This is a genomic window from Mesorhizobium vachelliae (assembly GCF_033977325.1).
Taxonomy (GTDB): Bacteria; Pseudomonadota; Alphaproteobacteria; order Rhizobiales; family Rhizobiaceae; genus Mesorhizobium; species Mesorhizobium vachelliae.
Map to the genome: position 1 here is coordinate 138,145 of NZ_JAVIIR010000016.1, position 19,376 is coordinate 157,520.

The window sequence follows — 19,376 nt, forward strand, 5'->3', positions numbered from 1 at the left end:
CGACATGACCACAGCACCCGCTCACGCGGGGTGGCGATTCAGACAGCCGAGTGTCATTCCGGGTTTCGGACTGACGCTCGGCTTCTCGCTTGCCTACCTCACGCTCATCATCCTCATCCCGCTCTCAGGGCTGATCTGGCGTTCGGCCGCGCTGGGCTGGACCGACTTCTGGACTTTGGCCACCGACCGGCGCACCCTCAAGGCGCTTGAGATCAGCTTCGGCACCGCTTTCATCGCCGCGGCCGTCAACGTCGTGTTCGGCAGTTTGGTCGCCTGGGTGCTGGTCCGCTACCGTTTCCCGGGACGCCGCGTTGTCGACGCGATGGTCGACCTGCCTTTCGCCCTGCCCACCGCCGTCGCCGGCATTGCGCTGACCACGCTCTATGCACCGACGGGCTGGCTCGGCAAATTGCTGATGCCGCTCGGCCTCAAGGTCGCCTACACCCCGCTCGGCATCATCGTAGCCCTGGTGTTCATCGGCCTGCCCTTCGTCGTGCGCACCGTCCAGCCGATCATGGAAGAACTCGACAAGGAGGTCGAGGAGGCTGCAGCGACGCTCGGCGCCAGCCGTTTCCAGATCATCACTCGCGTGCTTCTGCCCGGTCTCGCGCCCGCCATCATCACCGGCTTCTCGCTCGCTTTCGCGCGTGGCGTCGGGGAATACGGGTCCGTCATCTTCATCGCAGGGAACCTGCCCTACAAATCCGAGATCGCGCCGCTTCTGATCGTCATCCGGCTCGAGGAGTACAATTATCCGGCGGCGACCGCGATCGCCGCGATCATGCTGGCGCTGTCCTTCGCGATGCTGCTGGTCATCAACCTCGTGCAGACATGGAGCCGCAAGCGCTATGGCTGATCCCGAGATCAAGTCCTACGAGCCGCACCACGAGAGCCGCTCGGCAGCAGTCACGGAAAGCCGCCCCGTCCGCATCACGCTGACGACCGTCACCCTCGTCTTTCTCGGCATCTTCCTGCTGTTGCCGCTGATCATCGTGTTCAAGGAGGCTTTCGCCAAGGGCGTCGGCGCCTATTTCCACTCCCTTGGTGATGCCGACACGCGCTCCGCCATCCAGCTGACCTTGCTGGTGGCGGCGATCTCGGTGCCGCTCAATCTCGTCTTCGGCCTTTCGGCCGCCTGGGCGATCGCCAAGTTCGAGTTCAAGGGCAAGGCCTTCCTGACCACGCTGATCGACCTGCCCTTCTCGGTCTCGCCGGTCATCTCGGGCCTGGTTTATGTACTTCTGTTCGGCGCGCAAGGCCTGCTCGGCGAATGGCTTAAGGCACATGGCATCCAGATCCTGTTCGCCGTGCCCGGCATCGTTCTGGCAACCGTTTTCGTCACCTTCCCTTTCGTCGCGCGCGAGCTCATCCCGCTGATGCAGGAACAGGGCAATGGCGACGAAGAAGCAGCACTTTCGCTCGGTGCCAGCGGCTGGCAGGCCTTCTGGTATGTGACGCTGCCCAACATCAAATGGGGACTGCTCTACGGCGTGCTTTTGTGCAACGCGCGCGCCATGGGCGAGTTCGGCGCGGTCTCGGTCGTGTCGGGCCACATCCGCGGCCTCACCAACACCATGCCGCTGCATGTCGAAATCCTCTACAACGAGTACAACGCCGTCGGCGCGTTCGCGGTCGCTTCGCTGCTCGCCGGCCTGGCGCTGGTCACGCTGGTCTTGAAAACACTTCTCGAGATGCGCTACGGCGCCGAGATCGCCGCGACGCGCGGACACTGAAGAAATAGCTGCCGCCAGAAATGCCGGGCGTTTTGGGGATAACGGCAGCATGAACGAACCGAGGGAATTGTATGGAAGTTCGCGTCGTCAACGTGCGCAAGGAGTTTGAGCGGTTTCCGGCGCTCCATGACGTCTCGCTCGATATCAAATCGGGTGAACTGATTGCCCTGCTGGGTCCGTCCGGCTCCGGCAAGACAACGCTGCTCAGGTTGATAGCCGGGCTGGAGCGGCCGACGCGGGGAAAAATCTTCTTCGGCGACGAGGACGCTTCACAGAAATCGATCCAGGAGCGCAATGTCGGCTTCGTCTTCCAGCATTACGCGCTGTTCCGCCACATGACGGTTGCCGACAACATCGGCTTCGGTCTGAAGGTCCGGCACGGCGCCGCAAGGCCTTCGGGGCAGGAAATCCGCCGACGGGCGCTTGAGCTGCTCGACCTCGTCCAGCTGTCGGGCCTGGAAAAACGCTATCCGGCGCAGCTTTCCGGCGGCCAGCGCCAGCGCGTGGCCTTGGCGCGCGCCATGGCGATCGAGCCCAAGGTGCTTCTGCTCGACGAACCCTTCGGCGCGCTCGACGCACAGGTGCGCCGCGAGCTGCGCAGGTGGCTGCGCGAGATCCATGATCGCACCGGCCACACGACCGTCTTCGTCACGCATGACCAGGAAGAAGCGCTGGAGCTCGCCGACCGTGTCGTGGTCATGAGCCAGGGCCGCATCGAGCAGGTCGGCACCGCCGACGATATTTATGACACCCCGAACTCGCCCTTCGTCTACTCCTTCATCGGCGAGTCGAGCTCGCTGCCGGTCAAGGTCGAGAACGGTGAGGTCTGGATCGCCGACCGACCGATCGGGCTCTCGGCGCCGCATGCGCCGTCCGGCGAGGCGGTCCTCTACTTCCGCCCGCATGACGTCGACCTGCTCGACGGCTGCAGCGGCTGCATCGCCGGCACGGTCGCCGCAAGCCGCCGCGTTGCCGGCACCAGGCGCGTCGAGCTCGAGGTCGGCGGCGAGCGCCAGCGCGTCGAGATCGAACTGCCGGTCGACCATCCCGCGGCGCAGAAGAGCCGCGTGGCCTTCAGGCCGCGGCGCTGGAAGCTTTTTCCGGTGGCTTGATCGTCGCGCCGAGCGCTATTCCAGCCAGTTCTCGATCTTCAGCTTCCCGATGCGAGCGAACTCGGCCGTGTTGGCTGTTACCAGCGTGGTGCCTGATACGCAGGCGTGAGCGGCGATAAAAAGGTCGTTGTGGCCGATGGTCTCACCCCTGCCTTCGAGTTCGGCGCGAAGTGCGCCGTACTCGGCATCAACCGGCACATCGAGCGGCAGGACAGGAATCTCGGCCAGCAGTTCCTCGATCTTCTTGAGCAGCTTGGCCGATCCTTTCCTGGCGCAGCCATACCGCAGCTCCGAAGCGACGATGATACTGGTGCACACGGCATCGTCTCCCTCACGTGCTATTGCGCCGGCGGCCTTGCCGGCCGGGTTTCGGATCATGTCGCTTATGATGTTCGTATCGAGCATGAACCGCATCAAAATATGTCCTCGGATTCGACAGGGCTATCGTTGATCTCAGGGAAATCATCTGCGGGATCGAGCGGGGGTTCTGTCGCCCATTGGGCAAGCAGTGCGGCTAGACCAGGTTTACGAACCGGCTCGATGACAAGGCGATCACCTTCGCGGCTGATCAGGACTTTGTCTCCGGGAAGTTCGAACTCGACCGGAATCCGCACCGCCTGGCTGCGGTTGTTGCGGAACAGTTTTGCTTCCTTCGGCGGCGTCGTTGCATGGCGGTGTCGGGTCATGGCAGCATTCCTTGTATATGGCATATGTATATGCCATGGCGCCGGGATGCAATCTTTTTGCTTCCAGGCCTGGGCAAGACAGGATTCTCCCTGAAAAGAAATCCTAACAACCGACTGTTTCGGCGATATCTTTTCTCGCTATGCCGCTGTCTCATCAGCTCGCATGTCTCGTCGCGCACGGGGGTCACCGTTACCATGCAGCAACTATTTTCCTCGGAGCCTGTTTTCATGAAGCGTCTATTGCTCGGCATCGCAGCCGCCGCCGGTCTCTTCCTTGCGTCCTCCCAAGCCTGGTCAGCCGACAAGCTTTTGAATGCATCCTATGACGTCGGCCGCGAGCTGTTCGTCGACATCAACAAAGCCTTCATCGCCAAGCACCCCGGCGTCACCGTCGATCAGTCGCATGCCGGCACCTCGGCGCAGGCGCGCGCCATCGCCGAAGGTCTCGGCGCCGATGTCGTCACCTTCAACCAGGTCACCGATGTCGACTTCCTGGTCAAGAAGGGCTTCGTCTCGGCCGACTGGCAGAAGGATTTCCCGGACAACGCCTCGCCCTTCTATTCCTTGCCTTCGTTCCTTGTCCGCGCGGGCAATCCCAAGCATATCAAGGACTGGAACGACCTGGTGCGCGACGACGTGCAGGTGATCTTCCCCAACCCGAAGACATCCGGCAACGCGCGCTACACCTATCTCGCCGCCACCGCCTACGCCAAGGAAGCCTTCAAGGGCGACGACGCCAAGGTGAAGGAATTCATCACCAAGCTGTTCAACAACGTGCCGATCTTCGACACCGGCGGCCGCGCCGCCACCACCACTTTCGTCCAGCGCGAGATCGGCGACGTGCTGATCACCTTCGAGTCGGAGACGCGCGGCATCCGCAAGGAATATGGCGACGACAAATTCGAGCAGGTCACGCCTTCCGTCAGCCTGCTGGCCGAGTTCCCCGTGGCGGTCGTCGACAAGGTCGCCGACGAGCATGGCAGCCGCGATCTCGCCAAGACCTATCTCGACTTCCTCTACACGGCCGACGGCCAGGAGATCGCCGCCGAGAACGGCTTGCGGGTTCGCGACGCGGCGGTGGCCGCCAAGCACAAGGCCGACTTCCCGGATGTCCGGCTGCTGACCGTCGAGGACGTCTTCGGTGGTTGGGGCAAGGTGCAGAAAGAGCATTTCGCCGCCGGCGGACTGCTCGATCAGGCCTATGGCAGCCGCTGAAAAAGCTGCACAATCAGGAAGAGCAAGGAAGCCGGCTTTGCCGGCTTTCTTCATTGAGGCGGGATTGCATGAGTTCGCAGGGGAAATCCCAGCCCCCAACGTGAAAAACGTTACGAAGAATCAACGCGTTTGTGCCTAAGCTGCCGGGCAAATCATTGGGCCAGGCGGTCAACTGTCATGATTTGCACACAAACAACCGCCAGATGCAGGCTATTGGGGTTTGATGAATTGAATCGGGCATGCTGACCAAAAAAGGCAAATACGGCCTCAAGGCCCTCGTGCATCTTTCCGGCCTGCCGGCTGGCCAGCTTGCATTCGTCAACGACATCGCCGTCGCCAACAACATCCCGAAGAAATTCCTGGACGCGATCCTGGGCGAGTTGCGCAATGCCGGCTTCGTCCAAAGCCGCAAGGGCAAGGAAGGTGGCTATCGCCTCGCGAGGCCCGCTTCCGAGATCAAGATCGGCCATGTCGTGCGCGTGCTCGACGGCCCGCTGGCGCCGATCCCTTGCGCCAGCCGCACGCAATACCAGCGCTGCGAGGATTGCGACGAGGCCACCTGCCAGGTTCGCCACATGATGCTGGAAGTGCGCCAGGCGATCGCCGAGGTGCTCGACAACCGCAGCCTCGCCGCCATGCGCGACGCCGACAACGACGATTTCCCGGCCGAGCTCACGTCTCAGATCTGAAGCAATTCGAGGAAGCGTAAAGCGGCCAGGCATGGCCGCTTCGCCGCAACCTTGCGCCCGCAATTGCGCCAAACGACATGCCGCCAACCCCGACTGGCCGCCCTCGATTGCCAGTCTACTGCGGACGCAGTAAAGCGGCTGGAGGATGAAACAGGGCTCTGACGCATGAGGCTGCCTTGGCTTGGCAATTCCCGCAAGGCCAGCCGGCAGCCGACGTCGAACGACATCTATCACACCGAGATCACTGCCGACGTGGCGGTGCCGGAGCGAGACGAGTCCGTTCGCTTCTTCAGCCGCAAGGTCATCCGCCCTGGGAAGCAGCGCCGCTTCACCAATCGGGACCTGCGCGAGAGCCTGCTGTCCTGTTTCTATCTCGGCGTCGCGGCGTTGGTGCCGGTCTCCTGGTGGGGACCCATCTGTGGCTGGGTGTCCAGGCTCAGGCGCAAGCGCCACTTCCGCAAGGAGTTCGCCCGTTACGACGTCGCTGTGAAGGCCGTGCTCGGCAATGCCGTCGACACGAAAAGCATGTTCGAGGCGCAACTCGCCGCCGTTCACCGCCGGCGGCTGGCGCTTGCGGCGCATCTCGTCGCCGGCTGGCGCTGGTCGCCAGCGATCCGGCTCGAAGGCCTCGAGGCTTTGCAACAAGCCCTGCGCAACGGGCGCGGCGCCATCATATGGTGCGACCAGTTCATGGCTCAGACGATCATGGGCAAGCGTGCCCTGCACGAGGCCGGTGTCGATACCCACCAGGTGAGCGCGCAGTATCACGGCTTCTCGCCGAGCAAATTCGGCTACCGCGTGATCAACCCACCATTGGTCAAGGTCGAGAACCGCTTCCTGAAAAGCCGGATCGTCTTTGAGCGCACCGACGCCTATCAGGTCACCACGCGCATCCAGAAGGTGCTGAAGGCGAACGGCGTGGTGCTGATGACCAACACCATCTATGCCGGCTCCGCCTTCACCGAGGCCGCCATGGGCGAGCGCGGCTGGACCCACCTCGCTTCGGCGCCGGCAAACTTCGCCGCGCGCGCGGGTGCCGCGCTGTTTCATATGGCGATGATCGAGACGGTCCCCTTTCGCCACTATCTGGCGATCGTCCGCGAGCTGAGCGCGAGTCCAGAGACTTCCACATCGCCTGCCAAGGACACGACTGGGAAGAACCTCGTCGTTCAGGCGCGATTTGTCCTGTCGAAGCGTGACCAGATGCTGGAAACGCTCAAACTCTGCCCGGAGCAGATGATGGCCTGGTCGAGCGCCACGAGGCTGACCGAATGGCCAACCGAGACCGCGGTCGGCAACGACGGGACCTGAAGCCCCTGTCCGGTGCGAATGCTGAAAATCACCGACCCCGCTCGATGATCTCTTTCAAGATCCCGGCGACGCTTCGCGTTCCGTCGACCGTCACGGCCCGTTCGTCCGCGGCAGGCTCTTCCAGCGTGGCGAACTGGCTGTCGACCAGGCTTGCGGGCATGAAATGGCCCTTGCGATTGGCGACCCGCCGCCAGGCGGTCTCGCGATCGATCTTCAGATAGAGGAAGACTATGCCGGGACAGAAGAGGCTCAGCTGGTCGCGGTAGCTGCGTTTCAGGGCCGAGCACGCCGCCACCGCTTTCCGTCCGCCGGCTGCGGAACTCGCGATACGCTCGCCGATGGCGTCGAGCCAGCCCGCGCGCAGCGCGTCCGTCAGCGGCTCGCCGCGCGCCATGCGCGCCACATTCTCCGGCGGATGCAGCCGGTCTCCTTCGATGAAGTCGGCGCCGAGAGCCTTGGCGAGCGCCTCGCCGACGGCCGTCTTGCCGCAACCGGCAACACCCATCACGACGATGGCCGGCGCCATCCGAAGATCGTTCATGCAAAACTCCCGGATCTGCGGTATTGCGCTCGCCTCATCCACGGTCAGCGGCTTGCCGGCGCGCGCCCGTAGAGCAGAAGCATGGCGACGATGACGACGCCATAGATGATCTGCCGTCCCGCTTCCGGCATCTGCATGACCGAGAGGATGGACTGTAATAGCGTGATCAGGATCACGCCGGCAACCGTGCCCAGATAGGAGCCGCGCCCTCCGAGGATCGACGTGCCGCCGAGCACGACGGCGGCGATCGACGGCAGGAGATAGGCATCGCCCATCGATTGCGCCGCCTTGGACGCATAGCCAGCCAGAAGCACGCCGCCAAAGGCCGACAGCCCGCCGGAGACAGCGAAGGCGATCATCACGATGCGGCGCGTATCGATGCCGGAAAGATACGCGGCGCGCTCGCGGTTGCCGATGCCGTAGACGGCGCGGCCGAAGCTGGTGCGGGTTAGCACGAAGACCATCGCCGCGCCGATCAGCGCCCAGATGATGACGGCATTGGGAACGCCCGGAATGGTGAAGCCGGTCGCCAGATAGCGCATCGCCGCCGTCGCCGAATCCTGTGGCGAGAAGCCGCCCGTGTAGACCACCATCAGCCCTTGCGCGACGGCATTGGTGGCCAAGGTTATGATCATCGAGGGAATGCGCAGATAGGCGACACCGATGCCGTTGACGATGCCGATCGCCACGCCGCACAGGACGCCGAAAGGGATAGCCAGGGCAACGCCGACCGTCCCGTAGGCGGCGGCCGCGCAGGCCATCATGGCGCCGGCGGCCACGGCCCATGGCACCGAGAGGTCGATCTGGCCGAGCAGGATGACCAGCATCATGCCGGTTGCGATGACGCCGAGGAAGGACGCGACCTTCAACTGCTGCAACAGATATTCCGGTGAAAGGAAGCTGCGCGAATAGAGGCTGCCGAGCAAAAGCAGGATGACGATGCAGGCGAAGGCCGTGAGCACCGCCGGGTCGGCGCGGCGGATGAATTTCGGCATGCGGCCAGCGATGCCGCCAAGCGTTGTTTCGCTCACAGGAACCACTCCAGCCGGTTGCGTACCCTAAACAGCGCGAAAGCGCCGAGGCTGACCGCGATCAATAGGATAACGCCCTGGAACAGCGGCTGCCAGAGCGGATCGAAGTCGAAGACGAACAAGAGGTCGCCGATGGTGCGGAAGGCGAGCGCGCCGAAGATCGCGCCGATGGCGCTGCCCTTGCCGCCGAACAGCGAAACGCCGCCGAGCACGACGGCCGCGATCGAGAACAGCGTGTAGGAATTGCCGCTCGCATAGGCCGCCTCGCCCGTATAGGTGAAGAAGGTGAGGAACAGGCCGCCGACCGAGGCCAGCAGACCTGCCAAGGCATAAGCGAGGAACTTGCCGCGCCCGATAGGCACGCCCGACATATAGGCCGCGGTTTCCGACGAGCCCGCGGCGTAAGCCGCGCGGCCGAACTCCGAGCGGCTGAACGGCACCCAGATGACCAGCACCACGACGAGCAGCACCACCAGCGAGGTCGGGATCACGTCGAACAGCTTTCCCGTCAGCGCGTCGGCCAGATCCTCATTGACCGATCCGCCCGGAAACGGCCGCAGCAGCAGCCCGATACCGTAATAGACAGCACCTGTCGCAATCGTGGCGACGATCGGCTGCAGGCGCCCGTAGATGACGATGGCGCCGTTGATCGCCCCGCAGACCAGTCCCGCCGCCAGCACCGCGATCACGCCGAGCGTGGTCTCCAGCGGTGTCCCCACAACCACCCAGGAAGCGAGGCAATTGGTGAGAAGCAGGACCATGCCGACCGACAGGTCGATGCCGGCGGTGATCACCACCAGAGTCTGCGCCATGGCGACGAAGGCCAGAAGCACGCCCTTGTTGGCTGCCGTCTGCACGACATTGGCGGTGAACCCCGCGGGGTGGTTCGTCGTGTAGATGATGAACATGACGATGAAGATGCCGAGTGCCAGCAGCGTTCCGCGTTGCTCGGCCATCAAGTAGCGCCAATCCTTCACGCGCCCGCTCCCTGCTTCGTGTCGGCGCCTTCGCCATGGATGTTGAGCGCGCTGGCGATCAGCGCGTGCTCGGTGATGTCGGCGCCGACCAGCTCGCGCTTGACGCTGCCGTCATAGAGCACCAGCACGCGGTCGCAGCAGCCGATCAGTTCGTCATAGTCGGTCGAATAGAACAGGATCGCCGCACCCGCATCCGCCAGCTTGCGCATCAGCTGGTAGATCTCCTGCTTGGTGCCGACATCGATGCCGCGCGTCGGATCGTTGAGCAGGATGATGCGCGGTTGCCGCATCAGCCATTTGGCGATGACGACCTTCTGCTGGTTGCCGCCCGAGAGCGCGCCGACCGGAATGTCCAGTCCCGCCGTCTTGATCGCCAGCAGCCCGACCATGTCATCGATCAGGCGCTGCTCGGCGGCCCGATCGATGATGCCGCCCTTGGCCAGCCGGTCGAGCGCCGCGAAGGAGAGGTTTTCGCGCACCGTCATCGGCAGCATCAGCCCCTCGGTCTTGCGATCCTCGGGGATCAGCGCCATGCCGACGCGGCCGTCGCTGGCGGCGCGCGGGCTGGAGATGGAAGCCGGCCTGCCGTCGATCAGCACCTCGCCGCGCAGACCGCGCAGCACGCCGAAAAAGGCAAGCAGCAATTCGCGCTGGCCCTGTCCGTCGAGACCGCCCAGGCCAACGACTTCGCCGGCCCTGACGTTCAGCGAAATATTGTCCAGCCGGTCGGCCCAGGAGAGATTGCGCGCTTCGAGCACCGGCGTGGCGGCTGGAGCGGCCGCGGGTTTCGGCGGGAAGATGTGGCTGTATTCGCGGCCGATCATCAGCTCGACCACCTCATTGTCGCTCTTCGAACCGGCAGGGTAGCTCGCGACATTGCGGCCGTTGCGGAACACAGTGCAATGGTCGGCGAGCTCTGCGATCTCGTTCATGCGGTGCGAGATGTAGAGCAGCGCCAGTCCTTCCGAGCGCAGCCGCTTCAGCACCTCGAAGACCTTGGCGACATCCGCTGCCGTCAGCGCCGAGGTGGCTTCGTCGAGGATCAGGATGCGCGGCTTGCGGGCCAGCGCCTTGGCGATCTCCACCATCTGCCGGCGCGACAGCGGCAGGTCCTTGACCAGGGCGCGGGGATGGATGTCGGAAGCGCCGGCGCGTGCCAGCGCTTCTTCAGCGATCTGCCGCTGCGCCTTGCGGTCGATCATGCCGAAGCGTTTCGGCGGATCGGAGATGACGATGTTGTCGGCGACGCTCAATTCCGGGATGAGCGACAGTTCCTGGAAGATGCAGACGATTCCGGCCTGATTGGCCGCGGCCGGCGAAGCGAAACTCACCTCGCGCCCGTCCAGCGTCATGCGGCCTTCGTCGGGCGCCACGACACCCGCCATGATCTTGATCAGCGTCGACTTGCCGGCGCCGTTCTCGCCGAGAATGGCGTGGATGCTGCCGGCGGCAACTTCAAGATCGGCCTTTTCCAGGGCCCTTACGCCGCCATAGCGCTTGGATATGCCTTCCATGCGGAAGAGCGGAACCGCACCGTCCATCGGCCCTCCGAAATGTTCATGGGAACGGCGCCGCGGCCCACCGCGGCGCCGGCCAGCGATCCGAAGACTACTGGTTTTCCTTGGTCTGGCCCATGATTTCCTGCGCGCTGAAATTGATGCCGCAGGTCGGGAAGGAATTGCCGACGAAGAAATTGTCGGACTCCTTCGGGAAGTAATCCGTCCCTTCCTTCATGTTCGGGTCCGAGGCGACGGCCAAAGGCAGCTTCACTTCCTGCGGCACCACCTCGCCTTCCAGCGCCGCGATCGCGGTCTTGATGGCGACCGCGACCTGGGCCGGGCCGGAGCCGGCCGAGGTGCATTTTAGCCCGTCGGCCGAATGCTGGGCGCAGAACTTGCGGAAGCCGTTCTCGGTCTCGCCGCCGAACGGCACGAAGGGATGCTTGGCGTCGATCATCGCCTGCACGATGCCGGTGTCGCCGCCCTGGCCGGTGATGCCATCGAACGGACCGTTGGTCGCGATCGCATCCGCGGTCACCTTTTGCGCCACGCCGTCATCCCACTTGCCGGCGACCTCGGTCACGTTCCATTTCTTGCCGGAAGCGTCCAGCACCTCATGGATGCCGTTGTGGCGGTCGGTATCGACGGAGGTGCCGGCGACGCCGCGCACTTCCAGGATCTTGCCGCCGTTCGGCACCTTGTCGACCAGCCACTTGGCCCACAATTCGCCGAGCCCCTTCTGGTCTACATTGACGTTGATGGCGTCCTTGGTGTCGAGGATGTTGTCGAAGGCCACCAGCACGATGCCGGCTTCCTTGGCGCGCTTGATGACCGGACCGAAGGCGGTCGGGTTCTGCGCGTCGGTGACGATCGCGTCATAGCCGGAATCGATGAAGTTGTTGATCGCCGAGATCTGCGCCGGCACGTCCTCGCCGGTCGAGACGACCTTGAATTCCTTGATCTTGGACTTCACGTCCGGCTGCGCCGCATAGGCCTTTGCCGTCTGCACCATCTGGATGCGCCAGGTGTTGGCGATATAGCCATTCGAGAAGGCAATGCGGAACGGGCCTTCCTTCTTGGGGAACTTGAAGAATTTGGTGTCGGCCGACCAGGGCGCGAAGCAGTCGGGCTGCGCGGCGGGGCCGGAGACGATTTCCGGTCCGGCGGCCATTGCGGCCGAATGGAGCATGACGAAAGCAGTGGCGGCAACGACGCCGCCAACGAGTGACTTGATCATCGGTATTCCTCCCAATTGCATATCTGCTGAACTATGAAGTCCTGACGCTCCCGGCGGCACCCTCCTGCCGAACCGAGACGCTTGCCGGGCAACCGTGGATCGCCCAGCCTTCTCCTCCCTCGCCCTCCCGGACATTCAGAAAACTATCATATTATACATAATAAACAAGCATAAGCTGTTGCTTATGTATAATAAACAGACCCCTAATCCCGCCGGATGTCGATTTTACAGACAAATGGTAGCGCTACCATATGAGGCTGTAAAGCGCTGTCCTCGTCATTTTTCCGTGTTCTTCAGAGCGCCTCGAGGAACAGTGCGCAGCGGTCGGTTCAGTGTTTCCGCCGCAGCCCGGTTCCCACTTTCGAAGACATGCTTTAACGCGCGGTGCTCTCGCGCCGCATGAGCTCGAAACCGAGGTCGACGATCCGCTGTTCCGGCCGGTTCCCGGCGATTGCCGCCAGCGCCATGGCGACGGCGCGGGTGCCGATTTCATAGCGATGCGTGCGCACGCTGGTGATCGAGGGAAAAGACACCTGCATCATGTCGAGATCATTGAAGCCGGCAATGCCGATCTGCTTGGGCACCTCGATGGACGCGCGATGGCATTCGAACAGGACGCCGAGCGCAATATCGTCATTGTTGCAGAACACGCCGTCGAGCGTCGGCATCTTGGCCAGCGCATCGCGGAACAGTTCGCGCCCGAGCGTCACGCTTGACGGCACCGGCGTTGTAGTGATCAGCCGCGGATCGAACAGGCCGGCGGCCTCCATGGCGGCGCGATAGCCGGCAAGGCGCCGCTGCGAGCGCGGATCCATCCTGGCGCCGATGAAGCCGATCTTGCGGTATCCGGCTTCAAGGAGGTGCTCGGCGGCCGTCCTGCCGCCATCGAAATGCGAGAAGCCGACCATCATGTCGACCGGATCCGGCCCGGTCTCCATCACCTGCACCACCGGACAGCCGGCATTCTCCAGCAGTCGCCGTGCGCTGGGCGTCTGGTCGATGCCGGCCACGATCAGCGCCGCCGGGCGTTGCGATCCGAAGACCTGCAGCAGCCGCTCTTCCTCGAGGCCCGAATAGTGCGTGTTGCCGATCTGGATGCGGAACGGACTGTCGGAAAGGCTGTCATAGATGCCGCGCACCACCTCGGCGAAGACGTTGTTGGTGAGCGAGGGCACCAGCACGCCGAACACCTCCGCGCGCGCCGAGGCAAGCGCGCGCGCATTCGGGTCGGGCACGTAGCCGAGCTCGTCGACCGCGGCCTGTATCTGCCGCCGAAGGTCCTCCGATACCCGTCCCGGCTCGCGCAGCGCGCGTGATACGGTGATCGCGCCGACGCCGGCCTTGCGTGCCACATCGGCGATCGTCGGACGGCCGCCACCGCGGCGGGAGCGCGGCCTGGTCAAGGGCAAGCCTCGCGCGGCAAATCCCGCCCGCTGCGCGCCTGCAATGCCATTGACCTTGGTGTCGCCATCTCGCAGGCCTGTACCGCGTTCATTGAAGCATGTCTCCCGAAAGTGGGAACCGGTTTCGGGACAAAGACATGCGCAGAATCAATAACCTAAAGCGCAGAGAGCGAATCTGAAAGATCGCGACGCGCTTTAGCCTTGGCGTCGCGCAGCCGCGATTTGTTGTCAAGCCGAGGCGTCTTCCTGGAAAAAGCGCCGGCGCGAGTTCGTCAGGCCACGGCGACGCCGCCGCGTCTTGCCTTCCAGAACACCAGAACCATCACCAGTATGTTGAGCAGGTTCCAGGCGATCCCGTTCAGGAAGGCGGCCGAATAGGAACCAGTGAGGTCATAGATCCAACCCGACATCCAGCCACCGATAGCCATGCCGAAAATGGTCGCCATGATGACGATGCCCACGCGTTGGCCGGCCTCTTTGGCGGGCATGTATTCCCGTACGATGATCGCATAGCAAGGCACGATGCCGCCTTGCGACAGGCCAAACACCAGCGAGACGATGTAGAGCGAGGCGAGCCCATCGAAGGGAATGTAGAAGAACAGCGACAGGCATTGCAGCACCGAGCCGATCAGCAAGGTCCGCACACCGCCGATCCGATCGGCGACGAATCCCGAAGCGAGGCGGCTGACGACGCCGGCGGCCATCATGATCGAAAGCATGTCGGCGCCGTGCGCGACGCCATAGCCGAGGTCCATGCAATAGGCGACGATATGCACCTGCGGCATCGACATCGCTACGCAGCAGCCTAGACCAGCTATCACCAGCAGCATCTGAAGTGCCGCTGGCGACAATGCAATCGGCTGGACCAGGCGCGTGCCTGGCGAGCCCGCCACAACCACTGGAGCAGGACGGCGCAGCATCAGAACCAGTGGCACCATCGTCACCAGGCACGCGATGCCGATTGCCAGATAGGTGAAGCGCCAGCCCTCCGCCCGCATCAGCGGCGGTATGATCGCCGGCCAGACCGTTCCGGCGAGATAGCTGCCGGAAGCGGCCGCAGCCACCGCAACGCCACGCCGACGATTGAACCAGTGCGAGATGTCGGCGATCAGCGGTCCGAAAATCGCCGACGTCCCCAACCCGATCAGCAAGCCTTGAGCGAGCGTGAATTGCAGGATTGAACTGGACAGCGACGCCAGCAGGAATCCGGCAGCCAGCGCCGTCGAGGAAACAAGCGCCGGGATCCAGTAGCCGATACGATCGATGGCGCGCCCGACCAACACATTGCCGGCCGCGAAGCCAACCATGGTCGCAGTGTAAGGCATCGAGGCCGCGGCGCGATCGACGCCGAATTCGGCCTGGACCGCTGGCAGGACGACAACCACCGCCCACATGCCGACGCCCCCTATGGTCGCCAACAACACGGAAATGGCCAACCTTGTCCAGGCATAAGTGCTGTCTATGCCTGGGAGCGCTGCATTGCTGGAGATCGTGGTCAAGGCGTTCCTGTCCGCTGTTCCCGAAGTCGGCGGCTCGGCCTCCACTATCGGCGCATTTGCCGAGCCGAGCAGCGCCACGACGCACAATTCGGTGACTCCAGAGGCTGGAACCCGTCTCATCCCCTGGAGTTTTGCCTCCAGGAAGGAGTTTCGCCATGACCGCCAAGAAGAAATGGTCGGCCGACGTGACCGAGCACAGCGACGCGCTGGATCTCGAGCGCCACGTCTTTGAATCCGACGACGCCAAGAAGATCGCCGCCTCGCTCAAGCGATCGGCCGAGCACAGCGATCGCCGCAAGGCCGAGCCGTTCCAATCCGCCATGTCGATGTTGAATTTCTACATCAACCGCGCCGGCAAGAACCTGCCTGACGAGCGCAAGAGGGTGCTGGAAAAGGCAAAGGACGAACTGCGTGTCGCCTTCGGCCGCGGGAAGCAGGATTAAGCTTCAGGTCTGATGACGCCCCGACAGACCTAACGCGACTGAATCACTTCGTCGGTGTTGGCCAGCAGCTTGCGCACCGCGTTGCGCGCCGCATCCGGCCTCTTCAGGCGGATGTTTCTCTCGATCGCCTCGTGCAGCTTCTGGGCATAATGCAGATCGTCCAGTTCGCGTGTCGTATAGGTGAAGAGATGGTCGAAGGCGGATTCGATCAGCACGCCGAGCGGTACCAGGAGGTCGTTGCCGGAAGCCCTGAGGATGGCGAGATGGAAGCGCGTGTCGGCGCGGGTTCGCTCCTGCAGGTTGGTCGCTTCCCCCATTTCGCGGCAGGCCTGGCTGATCTCGGCCATCTGCTCGTCGGTGCGCCGAATCGCCGCGAAGGCCGTCGCCTCCGGCTCGATGATATGGCGGAACTCCTGCACGGTCCTCAGGAAGACCTCGCGATCCGGCGACGTCGCGTACCAGGACAGCACGTCGCGGTCGAGAAGGTTCCAGCGTTCCTTCGGCTCGACCCAGCTGCCGATCTTCGGCCGCGACGCCAGCAGGCTCTTGGCCATCAGCATCTTGATCGCCTCGCGCACGGCCGAACGGCTGACGTCGAAGGTCTCCGACCATTTCGCCTCATTGGGCAGGATGGTGCCCGGCGGGTAGTCGCCGCGCACGATGCGCAGCCCGATCTCGCTGGCCAAGGACGTGTGCACGCTGGCGCCCGGGATGCGTGGCGCGTCGGCCCGCCGGACGCCGGCCGGACGCTCCGCGGCCGCCGCCGTCTTCGTCGGCCTTTTTTCGTTGTTCGGCTTCGCGTCCCGCATAGGTCCAGAAAGTCCCGTTTTCAGAGCCTGTCAAGCACGGCAAGCCCGCTTTGCCACAAGCTGCGCAGATGTGCACAGATCAACGGGCGTTTGGCGTCGCCTCAGGCCGTTTTGACGTATTTGCGCCAGCTGTGCTGCGGCCGGAAGCCGAGCACGTCGCGCGCCTTGCGGTTCGAAAGCAGCGTCTCATATTCGCCAAGCTCGGCCTTGACCGGCACGCCCGGATAAAAGCGCTTCAGCAGTTCCGCCGTCGGCAGGTCCGACGAGGTATCGTCATTGGCCGCGTTGAACACCTGGTAGCCCAGGCCGTCCTTCTCGATCGCGCGCAAGGTGATCTGGCCGAGATCGCGCGCGTCGATATAGCTCCAGGCGATGCGCTTGCGGAAGCCGGGATCGGCGAACCATTTCGGGAACAGCGAATATTCATGCGGCTCGATGACGTTGCCGATGCGCAGCGCATAGATGTCGGCGCCGCTGCGCAGCGCGAAGGCCCGCGCTGTCTTCTCGTTGACGATCTTCGACAGCGCGTAAGAATCCATCGGGTCGACGTCATAGTCCTCATCGAGCGGGAAATGCGTGGGATTGCGCGGCTCATTGGCGAAGACCAGGCCGTAGGTCGTCTCCGAGGAGGCGATGATGATCTTGCGGATGCCGAGCTTCACCGCCGCCTCGATGACATTGTAGGTGCCCATCGCATTGATGCGGAACACCTCGTTGTCCGGCGTGATCATGATGCGCGGGATCGCCGCGAAATGCACCACGGCGTCGACCGGCTGGGCCCTCAGCGACGGATCGAATTCGTGCAGGCCCATATAGCTCGACAGCGCGTTGAACACCTGACCACTGTCGGTGATGTCGGTGATCAAGGTGCGCACTTTCGGATTGTCGAGCGGCTTGGTGTCGATGTTGAGCACCTGGCAGCCATGTTCGACCAGATACTCGACGACATGCCGGCCGGCCTTGCCGCTGCCGCCGGTGAACATGATCCGCTTCGTCATTTTACTCTCCACAAGGCTGGGGAATTATGTGTATTGTCAGACAATATGGTATTCCGCAATCGCCCGCCACCCGCGATCCGCGAAAACCTTCTCGGCAATTGCCCGCCGCGCGGGCGCCCATCGCCACGACAGACAAGGGAAGAGACGACATGAGCACCACCGCTGCCCGCGAGAACATCGGTTTCATCGGCCTAGGCCTGATGGGGCACGGCATCGCCAAGAACATCGTCGACAAGGGCTATCCGCTCACCTTCCTTGGCCGCAAGAATCGCAAGCCTGCGGAAGACCTTTTGGGACGCGGCGCCAGGGAAGCGGCCACGTCCAGCGAGGTGGCCGCTGCCTCCGACATCGTCTTCATCTGCGTCACCGGCTCGCGTGAGGTGGAGGCGATCATCCGCGGTCCCGGCGGGCTGAAGGAAGGATTGAAGCAGGGCTCGGTGGTCGTCGATTGCTCGACCTCCGATCCGGTCTCGACCGTGGCCCTGGCCGCCGAGCTCAAGGCGCTAGGCGTCGACTATGTCGACGCCCCGCTCAGCCGCACGCCGAAGGAGGCCTGGGAAGGCACGCTCGACGCCATGGTCGGCGCGCCGGACGCGGTGTTCGCCAGGTTGAAGCCGGTGCTCGAGACCTGGGCCGGTCGCATCGTCCACATCGGCGACACCGGCGACGGCCATCGCATGAAGCTGCTCAACAACTTCGTCTCGCTCGGTTACGCGGCGATCTATTCGGAGGCTCTGGCGCTGGCGCAGAAGGTCGGCATCTCGCCGGCGCGCTTCGACAGCGTCATCCGCAACGGCCGCATGGATTGCGGCTTCTACCAGACCTTCATGCGCTGGACGCTCGAGGGCGACCGCGACGCGCATAAATTCACCATCGCCAATGCCTTCAAGGATCTCACCTATCTGGAATCGATGGCGGGTGCGGCCGGCATCGCCAACCCGCTCGGCAACGCCACCAAGAATTCCTTCGCGACCGCCTTCGCCACAGGTCCCGCCGAGCAATATGTGCCGATGCTCGCCACCCATATCGGCAAGCTCAACGCCGTCGACCTGATGCCTTCGAAGGACGGGGTGAAGCAGAAGATTTGAACGGGAGGCGCCCTGCCTGCTCGATCGCGCACACCGGCACCGGAAAAATAGGGGCGCCTAGCAGGCGCCCCTATTGACACTTGGTTCTGGATGCGGCCGGAACCTATCTCTGGATGCAGGTGTCGGCCGTTTCCTTGGTGCATTCGTCGAGGCCGGTGAAGACCGGATCGTCGACCTTCTTGTTGCCGATGAGGTCGAGCATCACCGAGGGCGCCTTGTAGCCCATCTCGAACGGCCGTTGGCCGACCAGCGCGGTCACCAGGCCTTCCTTGGCGATCGCCACCTCGTCGCCGATCGTGTCGGCGGCGCCGATGACGAACTCGTTCTTGGCGATCTTGTCGGCCATCGGCTTGAACAGGTCGCGATAGGGCTGCGGGGCGCCGAACAGCGGCCAGCCGCCCATGATGCCGAAGGCGTCGAGCTTCGGATTGGCGGCGAGGATGTCGGTCATCGCCTGCACGCCCTTGGCGCCGTCGTCATTGGTGAACACCGGGCATCCGGCGACTTCGGTCCAGCCGCCCTCGCCCTTCAGCGCCGCAAGGCCTTCCTTGCCCGACAGCGCATCGCGCATGCCTTGCGCGCGGCGCAGGATGTTGTCGGCCGCCGGATTGCCTTCGATGGTGCAAATCGTGCCGCCATTCGGCTTGGCCTTCTTGATGTACTCGCCGATCTTCTTGCCCATCAGGTAGTTGTCGGTGCCGAGATAAGTCTTGCGAACTGCGGCGTCTTCCTTGGCAAGGTCGGCGTCGACCGTCATGATCGGGATCGACGGATTGGCGCTCTTGATCGTCTGCGCGATCAGCGGCGCGTTCGACGGCGAGATCGCCATCGCCGCCGTGTCGGGCTTGCTCAGCATGTCCTGCACGATCTGCGCTTCGCCGGCTTCGTCCGAGGTCGATGCCGGGCCGGTGTAGAAGCATTCATATTCCGAGCTGGCGTTTTCCTTGTTCCACTTCTCGCAGCCCTGATGGATGGCTTCGAAGAATGGATTGTCGAGACCTTTCACCACGATGACGAGCTGTTTCTTGGCCAAAGCCGGCCCGGCGCCCAACGCCATGGCGGCGACGGCGGCAAGCAAAAGTGTTTTCCTCATATCAGTCCTCCC

Annotated in this window: 20 protein-coding genes; 8 read left to right on the forward strand and 12 right to left on the reverse strand. The window is 63.5% G+C overall.

Annotation, left to right across the window (positions count from 1 at the left end; all coding sequences use genetic code 11):
- Positions 1-4: 4 nt before the first annotated feature.
- From cysT to RFM41_RS27855, 3 genes are all read left to right on the forward strand, one after another.
- Positions 5-856: a sulfate ABC transporter permease subunit CysT gene (gene cysT, locus RFM41_RS27845; RefSeq protein ID WP_320252513.1), complete on the forward strand. Its 852-nt coding sequence runs from the start codon at positions 5-7 to the stop codon at positions 854-856.
- Complete coding sequence (gene cysW / locus RFM41_RS27850; RefSeq protein ID WP_320252512.1) at positions 849-1,733, forward strand: sulfate ABC transporter permease subunit CysW; 885 nt, start codon at positions 849-851, stop codon at positions 1,731-1,733. Before cysT ends, cysW begins: the two co-directional genes overlap by 8 nt.
- A 71-nt stretch (positions 1,734-1,804) precedes the next feature.
- Positions 1,805-2,845 (forward strand): sulfate/molybdate ABC transporter ATP-binding protein, encoded by a 1,041-nt coding sequence (locus tag RFM41_RS27855; RefSeq protein WP_320252511.1) that lies wholly within the window; start codon positions 1,805-1,807, stop codon positions 2,843-2,845.
- Between the two features lie 15 nt (positions 2,846-2,860).
- On the opposite strand, the gene RFM41_RS27860 is transcribed toward RFM41_RS27855, so the two are convergent.
- Together RFM41_RS27860 and RFM41_RS27865 are read right to left on the reverse strand one after the other, a co-directional pair.
- On the reverse strand, positions 2,861-3,259 hold the full coding sequence (locus tag RFM41_RS27860) for a type II toxin-antitoxin system VapC family toxin (protein ID WP_320252510.1): 399 nt from the start codon (positions 3,257-3,259) through the stop codon (positions 2,861-2,863).
- Positions 3,259-3,531 carry an antitoxin gene (locus RFM41_RS27865; protein ID WP_320252509.1) on the reverse strand — a complete coding sequence of 91 codons (273 nt, stop codon included), beginning with the start codon at positions 3,529-3,531 and terminating at the stop codon, positions 3,259-3,261. Before RFM41_RS27865 ends, RFM41_RS27860 begins: the two co-directional genes overlap by 1 nt.
- Positions 3,532-3,759: 228 nt before the next feature.
- Here RFM41_RS27865 and RFM41_RS27870 point away from each other — a divergent pair, with 228 nt between their 5' ends.
- The 3 genes from RFM41_RS27870 to RFM41_RS27880 all read left to right on the forward strand — a co-directional run bounded on the left by RFM41_RS27870 (position 3,760) and on the right by RFM41_RS27880 (position 6,746).
- On the forward strand, positions 3,760-4,746 hold the full coding sequence (locus RFM41_RS27870) for a sulfate ABC transporter substrate-binding protein (RefSeq protein ID WP_320252508.1): 987 nt from the start codon (positions 3,760-3,762) through the stop codon (positions 4,744-4,746).
- A gap of 239 nt (positions 4,747-4,985) precedes the next feature.
- Positions 4,986-5,435 carry an RrF2 family transcriptional regulator gene (locus tag RFM41_RS27875; RefSeq protein ID WP_040984137.1) on the forward strand — a complete coding sequence of 150 codons (450 nt, stop codon included), beginning with the start codon at positions 4,986-4,988 and terminating at the stop codon, positions 5,433-5,435.
- 165 nt (positions 5,436-5,600) lie between these two features.
- Positions 5,601-6,746 (forward strand): hypothetical protein, encoded by a 1,146-nt coding sequence (locus tag RFM41_RS27880; RefSeq protein ID WP_320252507.1) that lies wholly within the window; start codon positions 5,601-5,603, stop codon positions 6,744-6,746.
- Between the two features lie 28 nt (positions 6,747-6,774).
- On the opposite strand, the gene RFM41_RS27885 is transcribed toward RFM41_RS27880, so the two are convergent.
- From RFM41_RS27885 to RFM41_RS27915, 7 genes are all read right to left on the reverse strand, one after another.
- Positions 6,775-7,287 carry a gluconokinase gene (locus tag RFM41_RS27885; RefSeq protein ID WP_320252506.1) on the reverse strand — a complete coding sequence of 171 codons (513 nt, stop codon included), beginning with the start codon at positions 7,285-7,287 and terminating at the stop codon, positions 6,775-6,777.
- A 44-nt stretch (positions 7,288-7,331) separates the two neighbouring features.
- Positions 7,332-8,318, reverse strand: coding sequence for an ABC transporter permease (locus RFM41_RS27890; protein WP_320252505.1), 987 nt, complete (start codon positions 8,316-8,318; stop codon positions 7,332-7,334).
- Positions 8,315-9,295, reverse strand: coding sequence for an ABC transporter permease (locus RFM41_RS27895; RefSeq protein ID WP_320252504.1), 981 nt, complete (start codon positions 9,293-9,295; stop codon positions 8,315-8,317). The genes RFM41_RS27890 and RFM41_RS27895 overlap by 4 nt, the downstream gene beginning before the upstream one ends.
- Positions 9,292-10,836, reverse strand: a complete 1,545-nt coding sequence (locus tag RFM41_RS27900; protein ID WP_320252503.1) for a sugar ABC transporter ATP-binding protein — start codon at positions 10,834-10,836, stop codon at positions 9,292-9,294. The genes RFM41_RS27895 and RFM41_RS27900 overlap by 4 nt, the downstream gene beginning before the upstream one ends.
- A 67-nt stretch (positions 10,837-10,903) precedes the next feature.
- The gene (locus RFM41_RS27905; protein ID WP_320252502.1) at positions 10,904-12,031 is read right to left on the reverse strand and encodes a sugar ABC transporter substrate-binding protein; all 1,128 of its coding nucleotides are present in this window, start codon (positions 12,029-12,031) and stop codon (positions 10,904-10,906) included.
- Positions 12,032-12,405: 374 nt separating this feature from the next.
- Positions 12,406-13,434 (reverse strand): HTH-type transcriptional regulator GntR, encoded by a 1,029-nt coding sequence (gene gntR, locus RFM41_RS27910; RefSeq protein ID WP_320252501.1) that lies wholly within the window; start codon positions 13,432-13,434, stop codon positions 12,406-12,408.
- Between the two features lie 272 nt (positions 13,435-13,706).
- Positions 13,707-15,053: an MFS transporter gene (locus RFM41_RS27915; protein WP_320252500.1), complete on the reverse strand. Its 1,347-nt coding sequence runs from the start codon at positions 15,051-15,053 to the stop codon at positions 13,707-13,709.
- Positions 15,054-15,088: 35 nt separating this feature from the next.
- Between RFM41_RS27915 and RFM41_RS27920 the strand changes: the two genes are divergently transcribed.
- A complete protein-coding gene (locus RFM41_RS27920; RefSeq protein ID WP_320252499.1) occupies positions 15,089-15,376 on the forward strand; it encodes a DUF3175 domain-containing protein in 288 nt (95 codons plus the stop codon).
- Positions 15,377-15,405: 29 nt separating this feature from the next.
- On the opposite strand, the gene RFM41_RS27925 is transcribed toward RFM41_RS27920, so the two are convergent.
- Both RFM41_RS27925 and RFM41_RS27930 read right to left on the reverse strand, forming a co-directional pair.
- Positions 15,406-16,185 (reverse strand): FadR/GntR family transcriptional regulator, encoded by a 780-nt coding sequence (locus RFM41_RS27925; RefSeq protein ID WP_320252498.1) that lies wholly within the window; start codon positions 16,183-16,185, stop codon positions 15,406-15,408.
- Positions 16,186-16,286: 101 nt separating this feature from the next.
- On the reverse strand, positions 16,287-17,183 hold the full coding sequence (locus tag RFM41_RS27930) for an NAD-dependent epimerase/dehydratase family protein (RefSeq protein ID WP_320252497.1): 897 nt from the start codon (positions 17,181-17,183) through the stop codon (positions 16,287-16,289).
- Between the two features lie 26 nt (positions 17,184-17,209).
- On the opposite strand from RFM41_RS27930, the gene RFM41_RS27935 reads away from it, so the two are divergent.
- Positions 17,210-18,271 (forward strand): NAD(P)-dependent oxidoreductase, encoded by a 1,062-nt coding sequence (locus tag RFM41_RS27935; RefSeq protein ID WP_347344042.1) that lies wholly within the window; start codon positions 17,210-17,212, stop codon positions 18,269-18,271.
- 103 nt (positions 18,272-18,374) lie between these two features.
- On the opposite strand, the gene RFM41_RS27940 is transcribed toward RFM41_RS27935, so the two are convergent.
- The gene (locus tag RFM41_RS27940) at positions 18,375-19,364 is read right to left on the reverse strand and encodes a sugar-binding protein (RefSeq protein ID WP_320252495.1); all 990 of its coding nucleotides are present in this window, start codon (positions 19,362-19,364) and stop codon (positions 18,375-18,377) included.
- Positions 19,365-19,376: the final 12 nt, after the last annotated feature.

What these genes read in the sequence shown, in the direction of transcription:
- RFM41_RS27875 (WP_040984137.1), top strand. Translation starts at nt 4,986, where the DNA reads ATGCTGACCAAAAAAGGCAAATACGGCCTCAAGGCCCTCGTGCATCTT.
- RFM41_RS27860 (WP_320252510.1), bottom strand. Translation starts at nt 3,259, where the DNA reads ATGCGGTTCATGCTCGATACGAACATCATAAGCGACATGATCCGAAAC.
- cysW (WP_320252512.1), top strand. Translation starts at nt 849, where the DNA reads ATGGCTGATCCCGAGATCAAGTCCTACGAGCCGCACCACGAGAGCCGC.
- RFM41_RS27935 (WP_347344042.1), top strand. Translation starts at nt 17,210, where the DNA reads ATGTGTATTGTCAGACAATATGGTATTCCGCAATCGCCCGCCACCCGC.
- RFM41_RS27870 (WP_320252508.1), top strand. Translation starts at nt 3,760, where the DNA reads ATGAAGCGTCTATTGCTCGGCATCGCAGCCGCCGCCGGTCTCTTCCTT.
- RFM41_RS27940 (WP_320252495.1), bottom strand. Translation starts at nt 19,364, where the DNA reads ATGAGGAAAACACTTTTGCTTGCCGCCGTCGCCGCCATGGCGTTGGGC.
- RFM41_RS27880 (WP_320252507.1), top strand. Translation starts at nt 5,601, where the DNA reads ATGAGGCTGCCTTGGCTTGGCAATTCCCGCAAGGCCAGCCGGCAGCCG.
- RFM41_RS27855 (WP_320252511.1), top strand. Translation starts at nt 1,805, where the DNA reads ATGGAAGTTCGCGTCGTCAACGTGCGCAAGGAGTTTGAGCGGTTTCCG.
- RFM41_RS27920 (WP_320252499.1), top strand. Translation starts at nt 15,089, where the DNA reads ATGACCGCCAAGAAGAAATGGTCGGCCGACGTGACCGAGCACAGCGAC.
- RFM41_RS27885 (WP_320252506.1), bottom strand. Translation starts at nt 7,287, where the DNA reads ATGAACGATCTTCGGATGGCGCCGGCCATCGTCGTGATGGGTGTTGCC.
- RFM41_RS27900 (WP_320252503.1), bottom strand. Translation starts at nt 10,836, where the DNA reads ATGGACGGTGCGGTTCCGCTCTTCCGCATGGAAGGCATATCCAAGCGC.
- RFM41_RS27930 (WP_320252497.1), bottom strand. Translation starts at nt 17,183, where the DNA reads ATGACGAAGCGGATCATGTTCACCGGCGGCAGCGGCAAGGCCGGCCGG.
- RFM41_RS27865 (WP_320252509.1), bottom strand. Translation starts at nt 3,531, where the DNA reads ATGACCCGACACCGCCATGCAACGACGCCGCCGAAGGAAGCAAAACTG.
- RFM41_RS27925 (WP_320252498.1), bottom strand. Translation starts at nt 16,185, where the DNA reads ATGCGGGACGCGAAGCCGAACAACGAAAAAAGGCCGACGAAGACGGCG.
- RFM41_RS27915 (WP_320252500.1), bottom strand. Translation starts at nt 15,053, where the DNA reads ATGAGACGGGTTCCAGCCTCTGGAGTCACCGAATTGTGCGTCGTGGCG.
- cysT (WP_320252513.1), top strand. Translation starts at nt 5, where the DNA reads ATGACCACAGCACCCGCTCACGCGGGGTGGCGATTCAGACAGCCGAGT.
- RFM41_RS27905 (WP_320252502.1), bottom strand. Translation starts at nt 12,031, where the DNA reads ATGATCAAGTCACTCGTTGGCGGCGTCGTTGCCGCCACTGCTTTCGTC.